This window comes from Anabaena azotica SJ-1 (genome assembly GCF_047275885.1).
GTDB lineage: Bacteria > Cyanobacteriota > Cyanobacteriia > Cyanobacteriales > Nostocaceae > Trichormus_B > Trichormus_B azotica_A.
This window is the reverse complement of the sequence record NZ_CP178454.1, coordinates 1945577-1964983: the sequence shown is the minus strand read 5'-3', so window position 1 is coordinate 1964983 and position 19407 is coordinate 1945577. Positions and strand designations below refer to the sequence as shown.

At 37.5% G+C, this 19407-nt stretch carries 16 protein-coding genes; 3 read left to right on the top strand and 13 right to left on the bottom strand.

Annotation, left to right across the window (positions count from 1 at the left end):
- Positions 1–78 precede the first annotated feature (78 nt).
- The 5 genes from ACLLO5_RS08670 to ctpB form a co-directional block, all read right to left on the bottom strand.
- On the bottom strand, positions 79–1086 hold the full coding sequence (locus tag ACLLO5_RS08670; protein WP_413175056.1) for a patatin-like phospholipase family protein: 1008 nt from the start codon (positions 1084–1086) through the stop codon (positions 79–81).
- A gap of 6 nt (positions 1087–1092) precedes the next feature.
- Complete coding sequence (locus tag ACLLO5_RS08665) at positions 1093–2136, bottom strand: diguanylate cyclase regulator RdcB family protein (protein ID WP_413175055.1); 1044 nt, start codon at positions 2134–2136, stop codon at positions 1093–1095.
- Positions 2133–4550 carry a dynamin family protein gene (locus tag ACLLO5_RS08660; protein ID WP_413175054.1) on the bottom strand — a complete coding sequence of 806 codons (2418 nt, stop codon included), beginning with the start codon at positions 4548–4550 and terminating at the stop codon, positions 2133–2135. Before ACLLO5_RS08660 ends, ACLLO5_RS08665 begins: the two co-directional genes overlap by 4 nt.
- A 451-nt stretch (positions 4551–5001) precedes the next feature.
- Complete coding sequence (locus tag ACLLO5_RS08655) at positions 5002–5970, bottom strand: glycosyltransferase (protein ID WP_413175053.1); 969 nt, start codon at positions 5968–5970, stop codon at positions 5002–5004.
- A gap of 160 nt (positions 5971–6130) precedes the next feature.
- A complete protein-coding gene (gene ctpB / locus ACLLO5_RS08650; RefSeq protein ID WP_413175052.1) occupies positions 6131–7471 on the bottom strand; it encodes a carboxyl-terminal processing protease CtpB in 1341 nt (446 codons plus the stop codon).
- 330 nt (positions 7472–7801) lie between these two features.
- On the opposite strand from ctpB, the gene ACLLO5_RS08645 reads away from it, so the two are divergent.
- On the top strand, positions 7802–8500 hold the full coding sequence (locus ACLLO5_RS08645; RefSeq protein ID WP_413175051.1) for a YdcF family protein: 699 nt from the start codon (positions 7802–7804) through the stop codon (positions 8498–8500).
- 1 nt (position 8501) lies between these two features.
- Here ACLLO5_RS08645 and ureC read toward each other — a convergent pair whose 3' ends face one another.
- The 6 genes from ureC to ACLLO5_RS08615 form a co-directional block, all read right to left on the bottom strand.
- On the bottom strand, positions 8502–10229 hold the full coding sequence (gene ureC, locus ACLLO5_RS08640; RefSeq protein WP_413175050.1) for an urease subunit alpha: 1728 nt from the start codon (positions 10227–10229) through the stop codon (positions 8502–8504).
- Positions 10230–10344: 115 nt separating this feature from the next.
- Positions 10345–10650 (bottom strand): urease subunit beta, encoded by a 306-nt coding sequence (locus ACLLO5_RS08635; protein ID WP_413175049.1) that lies wholly within the window; start codon positions 10648–10650, stop codon positions 10345–10347.
- A gap of 14 nt (positions 10651–10664) precedes the next feature.
- Positions 10665–11159 (bottom strand): DUF4276 family protein, encoded by a 495-nt coding sequence (locus ACLLO5_RS08630; protein WP_413175048.1) that lies wholly within the window; start codon positions 11157–11159, stop codon positions 10665–10667.
- Positions 11156–11344: an AAA family ATPase gene (locus tag ACLLO5_RS08625; RefSeq protein WP_413175047.1), complete on the bottom strand. Its 189-nt coding sequence runs from the start codon at positions 11342–11344 to the stop codon at positions 11156–11158. The genes ACLLO5_RS08630 and ACLLO5_RS08625 overlap by 4 nt, the downstream gene beginning before the upstream one ends.
- Positions 11345–11388: 44 nt before the next feature.
- Positions 11389–11691 carry an urease subunit gamma gene (gene ureA / locus ACLLO5_RS08620; protein WP_413175046.1) on the bottom strand — a complete coding sequence of 101 codons (303 nt, stop codon included), beginning with the start codon at positions 11689–11691 and terminating at the stop codon, positions 11389–11391.
- A gap of 22 nt (positions 11692–11713) precedes the next feature.
- Positions 11714–12550, bottom strand: coding sequence for an urease accessory protein UreD (locus ACLLO5_RS08615; protein WP_413175045.1), 837 nt, complete (start codon positions 12548–12550; stop codon positions 11714–11716).
- Between the two features lie 134 nt (positions 12551–12684).
- Between ACLLO5_RS08615 and ACLLO5_RS08610 the strand changes: the two genes are divergently transcribed.
- A complete protein-coding gene (locus ACLLO5_RS08610) occupies positions 12685–13524 on the top strand; it encodes a ParA family protein (RefSeq protein WP_413175044.1) in 840 nt (279 codons plus the stop codon).
- Positions 13525–13703: 179 nt separating this feature from the next.
- Here ACLLO5_RS08610 and ACLLO5_RS08605 read toward each other — a convergent pair whose 3' ends face one another.
- Together ACLLO5_RS08605 and ACLLO5_RS08600 are read right to left on the bottom strand one after the other, a co-directional pair.
- Positions 13704–16697: a PAS domain-containing protein gene (locus ACLLO5_RS08605; protein WP_413175043.1), complete on the bottom strand. Its 2994-nt coding sequence runs from the start codon at positions 16695–16697 to the stop codon at positions 13704–13706.
- A 763-nt stretch (positions 16698–17460) separates the two neighbouring features.
- Positions 17461–18732 (bottom strand): CCA tRNA nucleotidyltransferase, encoded by a 1272-nt coding sequence (locus ACLLO5_RS08600; protein WP_413175042.1) that lies wholly within the window; start codon positions 18730–18732, stop codon positions 17461–17463.
- 203 nt (positions 18733–18935) lie between these two features.
- Here ACLLO5_RS08600 and ACLLO5_RS08595 point away from each other — a divergent pair, with 203 nt between their 5' ends.
- Complete coding sequence (locus ACLLO5_RS08595) at positions 18936–19184, top strand: Ycf34 family protein (RefSeq protein WP_413175041.1); 249 nt, start codon at positions 18936–18938, stop codon at positions 19182–19184.
- Positions 19185–19407: the final 223 nt, after the last annotated feature.

The window sequence follows — 19407 nt, the reverse complement described above, 5'->3', positions numbered from 1 at the left end:
TGGTTGGTATTTTAGATTTTTTATCTCACGTAAAGACACAAAGGAGGAAATTTTTTGATTGGATACAAGTTTGAAGTATTACAGGGGAGAGTCATTCAATAGCTGCTGTGTTGACTGAACCAGCCTATCATGAGATTGACGCTGTTCTTTTATTGTTTTAAAACTCTGAATAATGGGAGTTAAACAACGTTTTGCATCTTCATAACCACGCTTTTTGAGTTCGGTAATACGTTCAAAACTAAAATCTAACCAACTATCAATTAAGCCGATAATTGGCATCTCTGATTTATTAATTAGTTGTTCTGGTCTAATTTCAATGATGGTTTGTTCTGCAAAATCATGACGATTCCAAGTTACTCCATTTTGCAGATGAATAATAATTGCATGAGTACAACCACGCGCAACTAAAGCTCTTAAAGGGACGTTATCAGCTAAACCACCATCAACATAAGATTTTCCATTTACTTCTCGACTAGGAAATGCTAAAGGAAGTGCAGCACTAGCTAAAAGTAAATTGTATAAGGTTTCATCATCTCTAAAATCTTGTACACAAAGCCAGTGAGCATCTGTTCCTGTGCGGGCGCGGACAAAATCAATTAACCAATCGTAACCTAAACCGGGAATTTTTAAAGATGGAAATACTGTCACCCATAATTCAATTCCATTTTTAAGGTTGTGGGGATTGATAGTTGTCCTTAATAGTTGCTCAATAGGTGCAGGGTCAAAAATGGCGGTAGAATCTTGTAATAATCCTTGTTCTATTAAAAAATGAAGCATCCATTCCCGAAATGTGGGAATAAACGTTTGAGCAGTGTAACTCAATGTGCGGAGAATTGTACCTGTATTGGGGCGTAAAATCTTTGCGTCGGCTAATTCTTCCCAAAATTGATTTAGGTGCTGTACTGCTTCAGGAAAGGGGCGATAGGATGACAAAACAGCACCGTTAAGAGCGCCTATGCTAGTTCCGGCAATGATGTGGGGAACTAAACCAAGTTCAGCAATATATTTTAATGCACCGGCTTGATATGCTCCTTTTGCACCTCCACCAGTGAGTACAAGTCCAAATGTAGGGTTAGCGGTTTTCATACTTTATTAATTAGAAAAATTACTAATTATTGCTAAACAATCATTCGCTGTTTCTTCAACAATAGTGGTGATAAATTCCCGTGCGTCGGTGGTGCGGGAAATACTATCAATTTGATGACGACAGAGATGAATAGCACTTTGAGCAGGTTTATTTGGTCTAACTTCTTCGGGAAGTATTGCTAGTTCTAAGGTTGTACCAATCACAAATAAATGGGGTATATTTGTTAATCTTTGTTGGGGAATGGAACGAATTTCTAATAAGCCCGCAGTTAATTCTCTGTCATCATTTGTCATTGTCGCCCAAGATTGATCTAATAAATCACCAAGTCCGAAAAAACTACTCGGTAATTGTTTATGATGAGCGAGAATTTTATTTACTAATAATTGCCGAAAACGGTCTTTATCTCCTGTTTCTAATTCATACATAATTACAGAACTGCTGAATACTTCCCTCGCTAATAATGTAATTTGTATAGCCCAAGGTAGTTTTGTATAAGTTTGTCCAGCAGCCCAAGCGGTGACTATATGATCTAAGTCTTCATTAGCTGCAACTCGTACTTCTAATTTACGTACTCGTGACTCAAGATTATTCAGTCTTGTACCCACTTGTTGAGCTAATTGATTGAATTGTTCACTGAGTTGAATGATTGCGTTTTCTTGGGTTTGCAATCTTTGTTTTTGATTGCGAATAGCATCACGAGCTTCTAATAAGGAGTTTTGAGTAATTTCTAGGGCAACTTGACTAATTTTTAAGGAGTCTGTAAGTTCTAAAACCCAGTTTGATAGTGCTTCTTGTCCAGCAATTAAGTTACCATCTAACAGAATTTGGCGTTTATGATCACTTCCATCTAGTTGAGAAATGAGGTTGCCAAACCAGCCTCTATTTTTGCGATAGCGGACGATATCTTTATTAATTTGGATACCGTTTATTAGGTCAATTATGGCTTTATCTCCCACACCAGGAACTCGCTTTTGGAGTTGTTCTAGTGTTTGAGTTGATGAACTAAAAAAGGTGTTTTTTGATTCGTAAGTATCAGGTATTTTCATCATTTATCTAGCATTAGTTTATAAGTAAATTCTTGTTTTTTTTCTACTGCTTTCAAAAGTTTATCGGTGTCATTAACAAACGAAATTAGTATTTGTTTAACTTCTTCTTGGTCTGCCAAGGATAAACTTTGATCTTGTAATGCTTGTGATAAACTGTTTCTGTAGTTTTGCAAATACCCTTCAAGTTCTTTAAAAAATTCTGATATGCGAACTTGAAAGTCATCATCAAGATACTGATTAATTTGTTTCTCTGTATCTATAATCTTAATTTCTACTGACTGATTAAACTGAAAGACTGTTTTTTCAAGTGATACAATATATTTGTTTTCCTTTTTTTCTGCATAATTATTGTTGAATAGTTTTTTGAAAAAATTTACAACTGTTTTAACAACGCTAAAAGGTTGTTCTTCTTTCATAGTATAGTCAGTAACATTACCAAAATTTGCTTCCATATCTTCTAATAATAAAGGTGGTAGTTCAAATTCAATAGCAAATGCTTGATTTAATCTTTTACAAGCGTTTTCAACCACTCCTTTTGTTCTTTGTTTCAACAAGATAATTAAATTATCTTGAACAGTTGTAATTTCATCTTGAATTTCCTGAATGGTTTTGTATAGTAATGCTTCTACTATTTGTTTAGCTTCAGCTACTAATTGCGCTGCAAATTCTTCGGCTTCCTGTTGAGTTTCAAATACAAACTCATTTCGTCCTTTTAGTCCAACTTCGTATTTCAAAAAACGAGATATTGATTCAGGAAAAATGGTTGCCATATTGTTAGGTAATGGTATTGGACTTAGTAACGCTTTTCTAACAGCTATATCTATCTGTTCAAGTTTATTTTTCAACTCATTGGAGTTACTTACTTGCTTTAATCGTTGCGCTATACCATCAAGAAAATAGTCCTGAATAGATTTATCTGCATTTTGTTTTAACTTTTTAAGTGTTGAGTCTAGTTTCTCACTTAAAGACTTTTTTATTTCATCTACCTGCTCTTCTAAATCTAGCAAAGACCATTCCAATTTAGATAAATCATTGCTTAAAGAATCAACTTCATTTTGGATTTTCTTAGCATCTTGATTAACTGCACTATTTCTAAGTTGTACAGCTTTATTGAGTTCCATTAATCTACTACGAGTAATTTTCAGTGCAGATAAAATACAACGGGGTGCTGCTTCTGCCATTAAATTATTAATAGCACCATTTAAAAAAGGATCAAATCCTGATTTTTTCCACAATCTTTCAGCTTTCTTTTTTAACTCTTCTACTGTTGCTTCTTCTAATTCTTCTTCCCAATCAATACCAAATACTTCTTGAGCGAGAGAACGCGCTGTTTTCAATTTACTAATTTCTAAATCTGGATTTTGTTGTAATTCCATCAAAAAATTAGCAGAAGTAAAGGCACGTCTAGCTGATATTTCAAATACTCGATTTATATTACCAACTTCACCAATACCAAATTCAGCAGTAACAAACTGTTGTACCTGTTCTGGTTTCATGTCACCATCTCGACGCTGATCAACTTTATTAATTAAAACATATAAACTTTCTTTACCTCGTAATTCTATGACTCTTTCAACATCTTTTTTCACTTTCTCTGCGGCTTCATTTTTCAATTGTGTGAAATCCAAAACTATCAACACCATTGAACTTTTACGAAGTTGTTCAGCAACTACAGCTTGAAGTCGCAGATTTTCCCCTGCTTCATTTGGTCCAGGAGTATCTACAATTACTAATTTACCTAAAGTTTCTGATTGCTGATTGGTTTGAGAAAGCCAAAAAGGAGTACGAATCCTGGGAACTTCTGTTAAAGATTGGAGTGGATCTATACTAGGATAAAGAATACTGCACAACCGGACAATATCATTTAAACTTGTTAAGGTAAGAGCAATATTTTTGCGCCCTTCCGATTTGTGAGGAACTGATTCTACTAAAGCTTTTTGAATCAATTTTGGCATTACTTGTAAATGAGGATATTGAGCCAGCTTTTCTTGTGCTTTTTCAATTCCCATCTCATTAATTTGCTTTCGCAAAGCCAATAAAGTCTCTTGAAAAACTGTGACTATTTCGGGACTTAAAGTTAAAATTGGTTCTTGCAACCCAGCATCAAAAATAATTTCTGTGGGCAGCGTCGTCATGGCAGAATTACGACTTGGTAAAATATCCTGTCCGATAATGGCATTTGTAATAGTTGACTTACCCGCTTTCATCGGTGCTACAATTGCCATTCTTAACTCAAGATTCTTGACTTTTTCAACTTCCTGCTTTACTTGCCGCTCAAATTCTGCGTATTTATGACTAGAGACATCAGAACTCAATGCTGTACTAGCACGGTTCATCAGCAAACTAATTTGCTCTAGCAGTTCAATAACATCACTTTGTAAATCTTGGATATTTGGTTTCAGCGTTTGAGAATCCATCGGCTTGTACTCCGCACCTGATTAAATCCACTACAGTAGATTTTCCCTTTACGCAAAGGATTATACAAACAGTAAAAATACGGAAACTACGCTTTTAACTATTTATAGGCTTTATAGGCTTACGTGGATTCAAAGCCTTTATCACTGTGGGGAAAAGGTTCAGAAAGGGGTGTTTTAAGTAGTCGTGCAAAATAAATTTTATATTGAGGAGAGGGAACAGGGAACTCTTAACAGGGAATATGTAAGGAATACAGGCATTTTGGTTTTCAATCAATATGTTAAATTAATTTTGTTTGGGTACTTGGTATATTTTGTGACCGCATAAATATCCTCTACAGCTTTATAATTCACTACGTTATTATTGAAGATATGTTATGATTTTACGCATTTATCACGGGCGATAAAATCAACATCACTAGTGTTAATTTTCAATCTTCAAAAATCTAAAATCCTAAAACCATTCAATCACTTTAGCATTTTCTGGTAACTGGGCTTTTTTTTGCCCTAAACTTCTTTCTCTAGAAGTAAATAAGCCCAAAGGAGTATTGAATAAATCTGCAAAACTAGCTTGACCAATAATGTTTTGAATGCTGATTTTTGGTACTTCTTTTAATAACCAACGGAGTAAAATATAAATGTATTCTTTGGTTTTGATTTCTCTGGTTAGTTCAATCCCATGTAATTCATGTAAATAGCGATTTGAACGTCCATAGCGTCGCCATTGACTGGATAATTCTTTGATAGTAACGCGGTGACGGTGCTGAACAATGGCATCGTCTGCAAATTCTAATTTACCTAGATTAGCTTTAAGAATTCGCCAACAGATATCTGCATCTCCACCTGTGGTAAGATAGGGACGAAATAAGCCTGATTTGGTGAAAATATGCTGACGAATTGCTAAATTGGCGGTTTGTCCATAGGGACAAAATTTATGGGCAAGGGTATGTTTTTGAGATAAGGTTTCTTGTTTATCAGCAAATTTTTCTAATAAACTTGTACCTGGTAATGCCAGGATTTCACCAGCAACGATTACTACTTCTGGATTTATAAAAGGCTGAATTAATGTATTTAACCATTGGGGTTGGGGACGACAGTCAGCATCAGTAAAGGCTATGATTTCGCCAGTGGCAGCTTTGATGCCTGTGTTGCGGGCTGCGTAGGAACTTTGAATATTGTTTTCACTTAAAGGACGGATAGTGATGGGAGAATTTTCAGCGGTTGTTTGCAGAATGGAGAGAGTGCGATCGCTGCTATTATTATCTACTAATAAATACTCTACCTGCTCTTTTGGGTAAGTTTGCGACAATAGACAACTCAGCAAATCTGGTAAATCTGCTTCACCATTATAAATAGGAATCACCACGGACACCTTGGGGACAAAGCTTTGGGCAGTATTTACATCAACTGACTGATGATTCATATATCTAAAATTCTCTAACTGAGATTAATCAATATATACCAGTAAGTATGTAGAAAATCTCTATTTCGGTTTTACTATTCCCAAACAAATCCCACCCTTTATTCTGAAGAGTGGGATCTGAATCAATTACAGAAAATACATGAACACCTAGCAACGAAACTTAAAATTTCAAATCTTCAGCCCGAATGCTTAGAGGTTGAGAACTTTGAGCAGGTGTTAGAGGTTGGGCAAACTTTGTATTAGAAAGGGCAACAATAGCACGGGCATATTGTGGATCATTGATAGTCCCAATTAAAGCGGGATTAGCAGCTAACTGACGTTCTTGAGCCTCCGTCAAATCTAGCTGAATATCCGGTGTAATGCCTTTGTGATTGATATCCGTACCTTTGGGGGTGTAGTAATGAGCAATAGTCACTGCTAACCCAGAACCATCAGTAAGTTCATGTACTGATTGCACCAAAGCTTTACCAAAAGTTTGACTACCGACCACTACCGCCCGTTTATTATCCTTGAGAGCGCCGGTGAGAATTTCACTAGCACTAGCGGAATTACCGTCAACGAGAATAGCTAAGGGTCGATTTGTCAAGGCTGTGCGATTGGCTTTAGTTTCTTCACTACCTCCCACACGATCTACAGTCTTGACAATGCCACCATTATCTAGCCACATCCGCGCTATTTCAATACTGGCTTGCAACAAACCACCTGGGTTTCCTCGCAAATCTAATACATAAGAATCAACTTTTTCGTTGTTCAGATTGCGAATAGCTCGACGCATTTGATCAGCCGCGTGGGCGCTAAACTCCCGCAATCTGATATAGCCAATTCGACGACCACCTTCTTGTTTAAGGGTGTAATTCACAGTAGGAAGTTCGATAGTAGCCCTTGTCAGCTTCAAATCAAACTCATTTTTTCCTGGTCGTCCTAGTCGCAAAGTTATACCAGTACCAGCTTTACCGCGAATTAAATTAGATGCCTCATCCACTTTCAGTTTGAGAGTGCTTTTACCATCAATTGCTAAAATCTCATCACCTGCTTTCACACCAGCTTTCAGTGCGGGAGAATTTTCTATAGCTTCGACAACGGTTAATCGCTTGGTTTTTTCATTGACTTCCATGCGAATACCAATCCCAGAAACTTCCCCAGATGTTTGAGTGGTCAAGGCTGTAAATTGTTTGGGATCCATAAACCGTGTGTATGGATCTCCCAATTTTTGCAGGGCTTCGCGGATGGCTACATAAGCTTGATCATTGGAAGTATAGTCTTTGCTTAATAGGCTCTGCCTGGTTGCTTGCCAATCTTGTTGATTAAATTTGCCATCAACATATTCACGATTCACCAGTTGCCATACTTGGTCAACTAACGCTTTAGGACTATCTTGTAAAGCAGCATGAACACTCCGAGTCCAAGCTTGACCAAATACAGATATAGTAGCAGTTGTTGCGATCGCTCCACCAATTAAGGCTGCTTGGAGCGGTGAGTAACGTTTCGCAGATTGGTTCATGTATATCAGCTGGAATATTTGTATTGTTGACAGTTTAGCAATCAGGTTTTCCTGAGATTTTTAAGTTTTTATACCCTAATTTCAGCTATGCTTAGTCCATTGTTTTCTTCCTTTGTAAAGGATGAGTAATCACTGTTGTAATCTACTGTCTTTTTATTCAAAATGAACCTTTGGTTTTCCTGGTTTCACTGTAAAAACAACCACAATAACATAGTGATACCAGTCACTGCTTGATCTTTAAACCTTAAATTCTTTTCCTAAGATAGCACTTTGTTGACTTGATGACAGGACTTTTTAATAGTAGATAACAAAGTTTTATTTTTCCATGTTATGAAGCACAGATTTACCATCAAATTGTCTATTTCCTTGAAGGGTAGATTTAGAAAGTTGTGGCGGTTGTTACAAAATATTGTTGTTGGGCTGTGTTTTCTCTTGTTGAGTTGGTTGACTCTCACCACTATAACCTTAATTTCTGCTTCCTCAAAGCCAGTAGATGGTTTTTTTGTACTAGGGGGTAGTATTGTCCGAGAAATTCATACCGCCCAACTAGCAAAACAATATCCCCACATCCCGATTTTAATTTCTCAAGGTTCTCCAAATCCATGTATTTGGATCATTTTTCAGCGGGAAGCAGCAGATTTAGAAAAAGTTTGGTTAGAAAATTGCGCTCATTCTACCTTTGAAAATTTTTATTATGGTGTGCCAATTTTGCGAAGCTGGAGAGTAAGGAAAGTAAAATTAATTACTTCTGGTACTCATTTATTCCGAGCCAAGTTGATGGCACAGATTATCTTAGGCGCTCATGGAATTTGGGTAGAAACCGAAAACGTCAAGGAAATTGGTATTCCTGGTAATCGAGAATCTTGGATAAAGACTGAGTTGGATATAATACGTAGTTTGTTTTGGGCGCTTCTCAGTCAAGTTATTCAACCCCAATGCTCACAGGTAACAAAACTGGTAGATGTAGATATACACAGTTGGCAACAGCATGGTTTTAAGTGTGAACATCAGGGAAAGTTGCACCAATAGCCTAAAACAAAAAGTATCTTTGCGCCATTGGTAAAACCGTTGCTGGTTCGCAAGTTAATAACTCTCCATCTGCTCTAACTTCATAGGTTTCTGGGTCAACTTCTATCTGTGGTAAAGCATCATTTAATTTCAGATCCCGCTTTGTAATTTGCCGAGTTCCCGAAACAGCAACAACTGACTTTTGTAACCCTAACATTTGGGGAATTTCTTTTTCTAAACCTGCTTGAGAAATAAAAGTGAATGATGTGGCGTGACGCGCACCAGCAAAACTACCAAACATGGGGCGGGTATGGACAGGTTGAGGAGTAGGAATACTAGCATTAGCGTCACCCATTTGTGACCAAGCAATCATTCCTCCTTTAATCACTATTTCTGCTTTGACACCAAAAAATGCCGGATTCCATAAACATAAATCAGCGATTTTTCCCTCTTCCACAGAACCAACATACTCAGAAATACCATGAGTAATTGCCGGATTAATAGTGTATTTAGCCACATATCTTTTAGCACGGAAATTATCTGACCTCTCCCCTAACCCCTCTCCTACAAGGCGAGGGGAGAGTGTTCCCCGTTGTATTTTCATTTTATGGGCTGTTTGCCATGTTCTAATTATTACTTCTCCTACCCTTCCCATAGCTTGAGAATCGGAAGAGATCATACTAAATGCGCCTAAATCGTGCAGAATATCTTCAGCCGCAATAGTTTCTCGACGTATACGCGATTCAGCAAAAGCCACATCTTCGGGAATACTGGCATCAAGATGATGACACACCATTAACATATCTAAATGTTCATCTAAGGTATTGAGGGTGTAGGGACGAGTGGGATTAGTGGAAGATGGTAAAACATTAGGTTGTCCACACACTTTAATAATATCTGGTGCGTGTCCTCCTCCTGCTCCTTCTGTGTGGTAGGTATGGATAGCACGATGTTTAAAAGCGGCAATGGTATCTTCCACAAAACCGGCTTCGTTCAAAGTATCGGTGTGAATGGCTACTTGCACATCATATTCATCGGCAACGGTCAAACAAGTATCAATTGTGGCGGGAGTAGTTCCCCAATCTTCATGGAGTTTTAATCCCATCGCGCCGGCTTCAATTTGTTCTATCAGTCCTTGGGGTTGGCTGGTGTTACCTTTACCTAAAAATCCCAGATTGACAGGAAAGGCATCTGCTGCTTGTAGCATTCGGTACATATTCCAGGGTCCAGGGGTGCAAGTTGTGGCGTTTGTCCCTGTGGCTGGGCCTGTACCTCCGCCAATCATGGTAGTAATCCCGGAAGCGATCGCAACTTCAATTTGTTGGGGACAAATAAAATGGATATGGGTATCTATTCCCCCAGCCGTGAGAATCATTCCCTCACCGGCTAATGCTTCTGTTCCAGGGCCAATAATGATATCTATATTGTCTTGAATATAGGGATTTCCGGCTTTACCAATTTTGTGAATTTTGCCGTTTTTGATGCCGATATCTGCTTTCACAATCCCCCACCAATCGAGAATCAAAGCATTAGTAATTACTAAGTCTACTGCACCATCAGCGTTAGAAATGGGAGATTGTCCCATACCATCCCTGATGACTTTTCCACCTCCAAATTTTACTTCGTCTCCGTAGGTGGTGAAGTCTTGTTCTACTTCTATAAATAGTTCGGTGTCAGCAAGTCTGATGCGATCGCCTACTGTTGGTCCGTAGGTTTCGGCGTAGGCGCGGCGGTTCATTTTGTAGGGCATATTTTATCCTTTTTTTAAACGCAGAGGAACACGGAGGTAAGCGCAGCGAAAAGTTCCTCGAAGCCGGGTTTCCCGGCGTAGGAAACTTTTCAAGACAGAGGTTCGCGGAGGTTTTTTAGAGTTTTCCGTTGATTTTGTTGTTGAATCCGTATATCTGGCGTGTGCCAACTAGGGGAATGAGGGTGATTTCTTTTTCGTCTCCTGGTTCAAATCTCACGGCTGTGCCGGCGGGAATATCTAATCTCATTCCTCGCGCTTTTTCTCTGTCGAATTGTAGGGCGGTGTTGACTTCGTAAAAATGGAAATGCGAACCGATTTGAATTGGTCTGTCTCCTGTATTTGCTATTATTAATTTTGTGGTTGGACGACCTGCATTTAATTCAATTTCACCGACTGGGGTGATTATTTCTCCGGGTATCATAATTCCTTCCTATTTTAAAGATTTTCTAAAAACTCTACAAATGGTTTTAAAGATTGAGGACATAATTCGGCAATATCTTGATATCTAGCACTTTTTAATATTCTTCTTGCATCCACAGAACCTTTATATTTCTTACCACATTCTCGAAAGATTTTTTCTACAATATCTCTAGGTGGAACATTATGATTTTGTTCCTCAACTGGTGTTGTCCATTTTACAAGAAGAAAATTAACACCAAGTATGCTTATTAGTTGGGATTCAGCAGCTAAAATTAATGCTTCTAAATCATGTTTAAAGCAAAAGACTCGAAAACGCTCTTGTAACCGATTGTCATTAATTCTTTTAGACTGTAATACCTGATTAAATTGATTTAAAACACCATTTTCTAGCCCTTGAATTGTTTCATGTTCAAACCCTTTATTTTTGGGATATAGGTCTGGCATAACTACCACAATTGAATCTGACTGATTGCAGATAATATTGACTGCTTTAATTGGTATCTTTGTCAATAAATCTTTCTTAGCATCTCCTCCTTTATCATTATCATTCCCTTTAACTGCAAAAAATTTAGAAATTCAAACAAATTTGATTTACCTGCACCATTAGCACCAACAATAATTTCTAGCGGTTCTAACGGTGCTTCAAAATTCCTGAAAGGTCGATAACCTTGAATATTGACTGATTTTAATCTCATCTTATTTTTTCCTTGATTTTTACTTTCTCCTATTTTAATCTTTTCTAACGAATCGGATTATGTACAGTTACTAACTTAGTTCCGTCAGGGAATGTGGCTTCTACTTGGACTTCATGAATCATTTCTGGTACACCTTCCATGACTTCATCACGTTTTAATAAAGTTGTTCCATAACTCATTAATTCTGCTACGGTTTGTCCATCTCTTGCACCTTCTAAAATTGCAGCGGAAATAAAAGCAACCGCTTCGGGATAATTTAGTTTCAATCCTCTATTTTTTCTTCTTTCGGCTACTAAAGCGGCTGTAAATATTAATAATTTGTCTTTTTCTTGGGGGGTCAGTTGCATTTATTATTCCTCTTGATGTCTTTTATATCTGCCATACTCTTGGTATACAATTACCATGATTTAAACAAGATACTCGTAACATTTGCCAAATATTTGTAAACCATTTTCTGGCTTCAGATGTAGAATTACCACGATATCTACACAAAAGTCCATATTCTAAGCGAGTTACTCCAGAAAACATTGGTTGAATGATTAAGGAACGTGCTTGTTCGATAATTTCTTGAGATATGGGAAAACCAATAAATACTAAAGTACCAATAACTGGGTTTCCTCCTAGACCATGAGGGCTATGAAATATTTGTTCGTTACCTGGTATGATTTGTCTATCAATCCATAATGGTTGATTATTTTGCCATATTTCAATGTGCGATCGCATTTCTCCCTGTAAAAATTTCTCTCCTCTGGCTGTTCTTCCTAATCTGGTGATTTCCCATCCTAAAAAATTCGCTTCTGTTCCTAGTTCTACTCGCAAATCTTGACGATAAACTGCACTTTCAAATACAATTGTTTCTTGGGGTAAATATTCTAAGCAAGCACCAGATTCAATTTGAATATTTATGTTTTGTCTCGCTTGTAAGCCGTTGCTGCGATAAATTTTATTGGCGGTTGCGGTAGTGATTAAAGCTTGAGAATGGGGTTGGAGATGAATTTCTGAAGATAAGCGATCGCCTCCTACAACTCCTCCAGCCGTATGTAAAATAATACTATGACAAATTTTGTCGCCTTCTGGATACAATGGACGTTGTACCTTTAGGGGCGCTTGATGATGATTGTAAATTAATTGTGTGGAATCTTGGCATTTAGCATAAACTAAATGAAGTTTTCCATGCCAATTTTCTTCAATTTTAGTGTTAAGCATTATTGCAATTTTGCAAAAAATATAAAATTCACATTTGAGTTTGCTTAATTTTACATTACATCACAAATGTTCACCTTTAATCAAAAAATTAAAAATATCATATAATTGTCAAATTATCCGCATCTACCAAAAATATGACAGCCAAAATAATTAGTATTTGTAATCTCAAAGGTGGCGTTGGGAAAACTACCCTCGTCATGGCTTTAGCAGAATATTTAGCAGGGGATACCATGTATAATAAACGAGTTTTAATTATTGATTTAGATGCTCAAAGTAACTTAACTAATGCTATGATGTCAGAAGAAGTTTGGCAATGGCAATATAATAATCGTGGTTTAACATTACCTTTTTTATTTCAAAAAGCTGAATATTTTTTAGAAAAAATATATATTGAAGATTATATAGTCAGAAATGATGTTTCTAATGTCAGAAGCAATAATTCTTTTTATTGTTTACATTTAATTCCTAGTAGTCCCAAGTTATTTACTATTGAAGATGATTTAACAGCAGGATCAGTAGTGACATTATTTCAAGTCATTCAACCATTATTAGCTCATTATGATTATATTTTAATAGATTGTCCTCCCAATATTAACAATATTATTAAAAGTGCATTTTATGCCAGTGATTATTGTTTAATCCCCTGTGTACCCAGTCGGATGGCAATTTATGGATTAGAACTATTATTAGAGCAAATAAATATTTTTAATCAAAATTATCACCATCAATTACGACCTATAGGTACTGTAATTTCTCGTTATAGTAATACAGTTTATCAGGTAGAAAATTTAGATTTAATGATGATCAATCCTTTTATTCCTCCTATTTTTTATACTAAAATCCCAGAAAGAGCAAAAATCGCAGAAAGTTTAAATTTTTACAAAAATTTGACTTATAAACAAAAATATGGTGATGGTCATGATGCTCTGATGAAATTAACTCAAGAATTTATTCAGAGACTTGAACCAGAATAAATTAAACTGAATAACTTGAATTGGTTCTTCAGTACCTAATATGCAAAATCAAGCCAAAAAAATCTCGGAAAGCTGACTATACATAACAAATCAACCATGATTTTGAACAAACATTATTACCAAATATTGCCTCTTTACCCTGTTAAGAGTTCCCGCTTTCAGACGGTAGAAGCAAATTTTTAATTCAGAACTTGGACAATGGCTGCTGCTAACGCTTCCGGTTCTACTGGTTTAGGTATGTGTAGTTGAAAACCTGCGTCCATTGCCTGTTGTTGGTCAAGTTCTCCTGCAAATGCTGTTAGTGCGATCGCCTTCAGTATAGATCCCTTTACCGCTGAACTCTGTCCATCCAAGTCTGAGGATAAAGCCCTCATTGTTTTTAACAATTCATAACCATCCATCTCCGGCATTCCAATATCACTGACCAAAATATCAGGCTTTAACTGTAGCCCAATTTGTAACGCTTCTGGTGCTGATGCCGCTGTGGTGACAGTGGCCTCATACAATTCCAGCACAACTTTGACAAAAGCCAGCGAATCAGCATCATCATCCACAACCAAAATTTTAATTCCTTTTAAACTTAAAGCTACGTCCTCACATTTACGATTTGTGACTGTCTCTGGTAAGGAAGATATTAACGGTAGTATCACTTTTAAAGTTGTCCCCTGTCCTTCTCCTGGACTATCGGCCTCAACTGTACCACCATGTAATTCGACTAAATGGCGGACTATTGCTAGTCCCAATCCCAGACCACCAAATTTTCTGGTAGTTGAGCCATCCTCTTGCCGGAAGTGTTCAAATATATGAGGTAGAAATTCACGGTTGATACCTTTGCCTTGATCACTAACTATAATATGAGCCATTGAACCAATTTGCTGTAGCCGTACTTCGACCCGTCCGCCTTGAGGTGTAAACTTAATAGCATTAGACAAAAGATTCCAGACAATTTGTTGCAAGCGAGCCTGATCACCTCTAACTTTTCCTATATTTGCTTCAATTAGGGTTTGAACTGCAATTTCTTTAACAGAGGCTGCTAAACTCATAGTTTCCAATGCTGCGGAAATTATATCTGCCAAATTAACTGTAGTCACATTCAAAGTTAGTTTACCTTGGAGGATGCGTGACACATCTAGTAAATCGTCAATCAGGTCAACCTGCAATTTTGCATTACGCTCAATACTTTTGAGTCCTTCTTCTGTCTTATCTTTGTCAAGTTTGCCAGTTTTTAACAGTTGAGACCATCCCAGGATCGGATTAAGCGGGGTACGGAGTTCGTGGGAAAGGATAGCCAGAAACTCATCTTTAACGCGATTTGCTGTTTCAGCTGCTTCACAAGCCGCTTGCTTTTCTTGTAGAGCATTCCGCAATGCTTCCTCAGCCCGCTTGTTGTCGTCAATATCAGTGCAGGAACCAAACCATTTGATAATCTGTCCCTTTTCATTCCGTAGTGGAAAGGCTCGTCCTAGATGCCAACGATATTGCCCATCACTAGCGCGACGAAAACGGTACTCAATTTGATAATTTTTACCTGTGCGAACAGACTCATTCCAAATATCTATACATATTGTTGCATCATCGGGGTGTAGGATAGCTGGCCAGCCCCAACCTTGACTTTCCTCTAAAGTCATGTCCGTATACTCAAACCAGCGTTGGTTGTAGTAGTCTACCCAACCATCTGGTCTTGCAGTCCAAAATATCTGGGGCATGGTATCTGCTAAGGTACGAAAGTTTAGCTCACTTTCTCGTAAGGCTTCTCTGGCTTGAATATGGTCTGTAATGTCGGTATTAGTACCGTACCATTTAACAATTTGTCCTTGTTGATTTCGTAAAGGACGTGCCTGTCCCAAAATCCAATGGTACTCTCCGCTTCCAGAGAGCATCCGAGTTTCTACCTCATAATCGCTGCCGGTTTGTACTGCTTTAGCCCACAATTCTTCTAGCTTTGGTAAGTCTTCTGGGTGAATAATTTGCCCCCAACCCTGAGTTTTAAGTTGTTCTTGCGTTTTGCCTGTGAAGTCACACCACCGCTGGTTATAATAATCAACCCGACCATCAGGTTGTGCTGTCCATACTTGTTGGGGAATAGTTTCCGTCATTAATCGCAATTGATATTCACTTTGTTGCAAAGCTAGTTGCCATCTTTGACGTTCAATTGCTAAACCTGCTAGGTGAGATGCTCTCTCAATGAATTGCCGATCTGATTTTTGAGGAATGCGAACTGTGGGATAATATAGTGCAAAAGTTCCTAAAACATGGCCTTGACTGTCCAAAATGGGTGTAGACCAACAGGCTTTGAGGTTGTTAGCCAATGCCAAGTCACGGTATTTTACCCATTTGCGATCGCTCGCAATATCTGATACAATTACGGTCTGTTTGGTATAAGCTGATGTGCCACAACTACCTACATCTGCACCTACGGGAACACCATTCTTTAATGCTTGAATATATTTTTCTGGTAGACTAGAACTTACGCTAGGATACAATTTTGTTCCTGTATCATTTAGTAACATGATGGAACAGAAAACGTCAGTTAACTGCACTTCTATTGACTGAGCTAACTTTTCGAGGATCTCCGAGAGAGAATTACCTGTAGCAATTAGTTCTAAAATATTGTTTTGCATGGATAAGAAAGCTTTGGTGCGATCGTTAGATATAGGTTCTAAAACTGACTGGTTTAGCTTATCCGTATTTGCAGAAATTGCTACAGCTTGATCTGGATTCCAATTTGCTATCAATATTTGATTATTGGTAATACAATCATCACTCCTAGATTGCCGAAGTTTCACATTTGTAATGTCGGTAAATGTGGTGACAACTGCATAGGGAGTAGATTTGTTAGTTTGAAATAAAGGCTGGGAATTGAGCAATAACCAAACTAGCTGACCAGTTGGCTGATAAAGCCCCATGATGACGTTTTTGCATGGCTTCCCTGTTTGCAAAGCAACTATAGGTGGAACTGTTTCTGGCGTAAAAATTGTTCCATCTTCATGAACTATTTGCCATGGAGGTTTAAAGGGAGTTTTTCCCAATATTTGCTCATTTTTATATCCAATTATTCTCTCAGCAGCAGCATTACACGCCTGTAGAGTAGTATCAGCAAGCTGGAAAATCATTCCCTCTTCATCAGTAGAATTAATTTTCTCTTGCTTTTGGTAATTATCCTTTCCTTGCATTGTGTAATTTTCAAGGTTCTAAATGTATTTTTTCAGAAACATAATAATTTTATCCCTCACTTACTCACTCTCAATCCTATTTAATAGGAATATCAATCTAACTACTGATTCCTGAATTCTTACCGTTTTTATTGCCAATTACCAATTAGCCATATATAAGAATCTGGTTTGGTTTCTGATAGCGTGGCGTAAGCCATATTGACTTGTGGAGGTAGGCAAAAGGGTTTTAGAATATTTAGGTGTACGGATTTTTGTATGGCTATGCCACGCAAGCTATCACTAATCAAATAGGATTGCTATATTTTATCTAGGTAATACAGTTGTAACTCATTGTCATATAACAAGCCTAAATGAAACTTGAACAACCTTAATGCCCAACGACCATTTGTTATGAGTAAGTTCATAGATCAAATAGAACTTTCATATCACTATCATAGTTAATTCAATTGCTTTTTTTTTGATTGTAAAATCTTTGTTGCCAAATTCAACGCCAGGCAAATAAGTATTACTGTAAGTATTCAGGATAGAGAATACTCCAATTCAGGAGAATACAAGCTTTTTTAATCAACTTTGATGCTTTTGATATAGCGGTATGCAGTTGAATGAGATACAAATTGAAACTTAAAAATCATACAGGATAAGGCTTTCCCTCCTGCCCTCTGCCTCCTGCCTCCTGCCTCCTGCCTCCTGCTATAAAATCTCACTGCTCTCTATTCTTTATTTTATAAGCATTCTGACTCCTGAATTCTTAAGTATTACTAAATTAACCATCAACAAACTGCTTTGCAAACTCTATTGCTTCTTCTACTGTTGAAACCTTCCCTTCAGCTTGGGCTACAGCGATTTCACTCAAAATTTTTCCTACAAGTGGTGAAGCTGGAATATTTAGTGCTATAATCACCTCTTCACCATTCACTAATCGTGAGGGGTGAGCTACCAGATCATCAGGGTTCAGATAACGGTTGATTAAAGGTGTATAAACCGATAGCGGATTATCGCCAGATTCCGCTTCTATGAGAATATCATCTGCTAAGGCTAAGGTGGTTGTACTAGTAAATACAACTCCCACGTCCTGAAACAAACAATACTGTTCTCGTAGGGAAAGATCCATTCTTTTAAACTGCGGGAACAGTCGCAGGGCGGTAATAACAGCACGAATTTCTACACGGCTGTAAGTAATTTCTTGGAGTTCAGTTTCGGCGATTTCTGGATTTTGGTGAACAAGACAAGCTAGTTTAGCAATACCTAACCAAGTTGTTTTCACAGTATCACGAACATAGTTTTGTAGTTCTTCTCCTAGTTTTAACCAATTTTCACTAATTAAATATGCTGCTTGATCAACTGCGGTTAATTTTAGCAGATTTTCACGTTTGGCAGATTTGAAGAAATGGGTTAATAAGCCATCTTCCCACGCGCTGATTAGCCACGGTGTACCCTGAGAATTAGCTAAGAGATAACCAATTTCTACCCGCACTCGTTCGGCTGCAACTTGACTAATGTTTGCTGCTAAGGTACGAATAGTAGCTTGGGTAGATGGTTCAATGGTAAAGCCAAGTTGGGAAGCTTGACGATAAGCCCGCATTAATCGCAAAGGATCATCTTGCAAATTAGCAGGTGATATCATGCGTAATAGACCAGTTGCTATGTCTGCATAGCCTTGGAGGGGGTCAATAATTTCTTGGGTATGGGGATTATAGGCGATCGCATTTATTGTAAAATCCCTTCTATGCAAATCAGTAAATAAACTATCTCCTTCCTGTTGGGCAAAATCAGCGGTAGCATGGGGAAACACCACACGGGCTATGTTTCTTTCTGCGTCGAGTAAAACAAAACCAGCTTGATAATGTTGAGCGATCGCTCTTGCAACTTTTACCGCATCATCTGCAATAATAAAATCTAAATCTAAATATTCTCGACTTCTACCCAAAATCGCATCTCGCACCGCACCACCCACCATATAAGCAGGTTTTGGCAACCATTCCAAACTAAAAGGCCAATTTTGAGCATCTAAACGAGAAACAATAGAATTATTCATTGTAATAAAAATCAACCTACTAATTAATGCTGAATATCAAAGTCTGCCTAATTAGTGATAATAACTTTATTTCTCTTACCTATTCCCTATTACCTATTTCCTATTCCCTACCTTAACAGATATGTTAACTATCTAAACGAACTTGATATAACATTTTTCCATAAGCTACATTAACTATAAAGGTTCCTGGAGTTGGTTCTATTATGTGTATTTGCGTCAACTGCCACTATGTAGACCGTTGTGTAACCTACAATGCTGTAGAAACGCAGCATCAACAACCCCACCTGACTGAAACCCCAGATTTTGATCCCAACGAACCTTCCATCAATGTCAATATTCGCACAAAAGACGAAATAATTGAAATGGAATGGGATGTAGTTGGTTGTCTTAGCTTTAAAAAAGAAATGGGTAAATGGGCTAAATTACGTCCTGGTGAATTAGTACCAACCTAAATTTTGGATTTTAGATTTTAGATTTTGTTGGATTTCAATTTGTAGAGATGTTTTATCAAATGTCTCTACATTATATTTAAATGTGATATTTTAATGGGTGTTGGATATTTTATAATCTATATTTGCAGTTACTTTAATCAGTATCGTTGATAGATAATTCCTTGATGGTACAAACCCCCGGATTTATCTGCGGGTTCAATCCAAAATCCAAAATCCAAAATCC